The 2,640-nt window shown below is 56.6% G+C and carries 2 protein-coding genes; both read right to left on the minus strand.

All coding sequences use genetic code 11. The features are described 5' to 3' along the window. Window positions 1-657 precede the first annotated feature (657 nt). Window positions 658-843, minus strand: a complete 186-nt coding sequence (locus V6D20_02080; protein ID HEY9814586.1) for a hypothetical protein — start codon at window positions 841-843, stop codon at window positions 658-660. 767 nt (window positions 844-1,610) lie between these two features. After that, window positions 1,611-1,967 carry a hypothetical protein gene (locus tag V6D20_02085; GenBank protein ID HEY9814587.1) on the minus strand — a complete coding sequence of 119 codons (357 nt, stop codon included), beginning with the start codon at window positions 1,965-1,967 and terminating at the stop codon, window positions 1,611-1,613. Window positions 1,968-2,640: the final 673 nt, after the last annotated feature.

Genomic DNA, 2,640 nt, shown 5'->3' on the forward strand with positions numbered 1-2,640 from the left:
GTCTAGGCTCACGTACAATTCTGTCCATCAGGGCTAAGTTACCTCCAGTAGTCGTGATTGCCATGAGGTGCTGAGGTACACTATCAGTTCGGTTCCCAAGCCAATGTACTGTCCGTAGCCGAGGAAGATTTGGACCATCAAGGCCTGGCGTCTGATCTTAGTGACAGGCTAACCCCTCTTCAGGAAACAAGAAAGGAATCCTGTCCAGTGGAGAAAGGTAGAATTTCTTACCTGTGAAATGGAGACTGGGCCAGCGTTCTCCACTGGGCAGTATTCCGTCACGGAGGGGAGATGATCAGCCGAGACTAAGAGAGGAGCCACCAGCCAAACTAAAACAGCGATAAAGGTCAAAGACATCGTAGGTAAATGTCAGAATCACGGTCAAGTTGAACTGACAAATGGTGAGATAACGACGAGCCTTCGCGAAATGACGAACGAGGGACTCGCAGATTCGGTCCCAAGGCATACGGCAGACGTGTCTCTTTTTCCTTTTAAGGCAACTGGGATATCCCATCAACACCCCTTGAGGTGTATCTGGGGTATTTCTGGGGTATTTTGGGATGATGGGGGCCATTTGGGGGCAGTTTGGGGGCGGCTTGGGACACAGCAGACGTACGCTGAGACACAACAGAGGCATGTCGGGGGCAAGTTGGCTGTTTATTGGGGGAGGTACTTTAGGGGAATGTGCGAGTACCAGTCTTCCATGTTTTTCTTCGCACGGTTGGTGTTGATGTGCCGCAACATCTCCACCTTGACCTTCGGCGCCTCGGAGGCGGGCTGGGCCGCAATGTAAAACCAAAGGCCAAACACCAATAGGTGTTGGACCAGAGGCGAGGTTGCCATGCGGCTCTTGGTATCAGGTGACAGGAGCGCAAAGGCGCCCGTGCTGAGGCCGTAGCGTTTAAGAGCGTGATGCTCTTCAAACCCTAGAAGGTGAGAGGAAGGCACCTACAGCGGATCAATTCCAAGCCTTGTGGCACCTGGACGTCGCCGCAACTAGCGCTGTCTGCAAGTCCAGCGCTTCGGAGACTACGGAGGACTTCGCAGTGTCGAGGCTGAGATCATGTTGAGGAGGCGCAGTATATTCAGTCTCGCAGTGGCTTTGAGCATATCCCAGGTGGGAAGGGCTTGAAGAATGACGTGCTCGTAGGTGGGCAGGATGGCGAGGACGTCAGGGCAGGTAAAAAGTCAACCCGTGCTGGACGATCGTGCTAACATAAGGCTTGATAGCGACCTTGAGATTGGACAGCTCATCTGCGGTGGGCTGTGTAAGTCCAGCGATGCGAGTCCCAGAAGCAGCAGCCGCTTGAGCAAGGGCGAGGGGTCGGAGGTGGATGCGCAGGGGTGGGGGGCAGATGCATCGAAGGCACGGGGCGGGGGGTTCGCGTGCAAAACCGGGCCAGGCGCAGTGGCAGGGGGCAGATGAGGGATTGGCAAGGCGGAGGCAGGTCAGCAGCGGCCTGAGCAGGGGGAGAGGAAGGGGGCGTAGCTGGTGGCGGGGACTGCTCGTCCTGCTCCTGATTTGGGTTCTCCACCGTTTGCCTGGCTGGCTTGTAGCTGGCGAGGTGGCGAGAGTTGGCCGAACGGTGCTTGTGTTTCGGAATAAGCCCCTAGACCTCTTTGTGGAGCTCACGAGCATCGTCTCGCCATTGCGAGTTTGATGGCCTCGTCATCGTTGCGAAGATGGCACCAACAGCAGCACGGAATCGTTCGTCCGTCGTTTTCTCGTCAAGTCGCACCCGATGTAGAGTGGCAAGGTCGGAGGCAGTTTGTGGGGGGGTCTTCTCTCCGCCCGTGGTGTAATTGGAGAAGAAGATGTCGATGTCCTCGCGAAGGTCAGGAGGAAACTTCTCCTTGGCAAGGGCAAAAACCTCGATCCAGTCTTTCTGCGATCGATTGGCCGGAGGTTTGGCGGAGCCCCTCTTGGCCCTTTTTCGAGCGGTTGCGATGGAGGTGCGATTGGACATGTTCTAAGCAACGGCTGGTTGGACTTGTGGTGCGTTTGTGCTGCCGTAAGTGTGATAAATGCCCTGGGACAGGCTGTAAGCGACGTCCTAGCGGCATTGGGGGGCAGCGAAGACAGCTTGGACAGCGCCATGGTAGAAGGCGGACTCTGTGCGCCAGCCATGCTTCAGCCAAAGCAGCTCCCTGTTTAGCAAGGGAATGGTGAATGGGTTGAGCCCAGGAGTAGCAACCATGAAATGCTTAACGAAGCGAGGATTGCACTCAAGTTTGGTAATCCCCATGACCCGCCGTGGCACTCGGGGCGGCCGTGGAGGCGGAGCCAGACATCGCACTGTGCCTCAAAAGTTTGTCCATCAACAGAACTGGCGACACGGGTTGATGTAGGGCTGTGTGCGAGCAAGGTCACTATCAGCATTCGAAGTCCGGGGTGTGTCTCATGGAGGGTGCGCAGAGGCTGGGCAGGGTCCTGTGCCGGTCGGCTCTTCTCGGCCAGGCAGAGCGCGCTTGGCGATGCAACCATCAAGATAGCTCTCAATGGGATCCAGCGGCAAGGCCTTGCTGGGCACTCAGCATCCTGCCAAGTTGGGAGACGCTCGAGCGAGAATCCTGGTGTTCGAAGGACATCCAGCACGCTTTCGTACATTCGGCGTGTAAAGTGGGGCAGCGTGATGAGAA

Source organism: Candidatus Obscuribacterales bacterium, assembly GCA_036703605.1.
Taxonomy (GTDB): domain Bacteria; phylum Cyanobacteriota; class Cyanobacteriia; order RECH01; family RECH01; genus RECH01.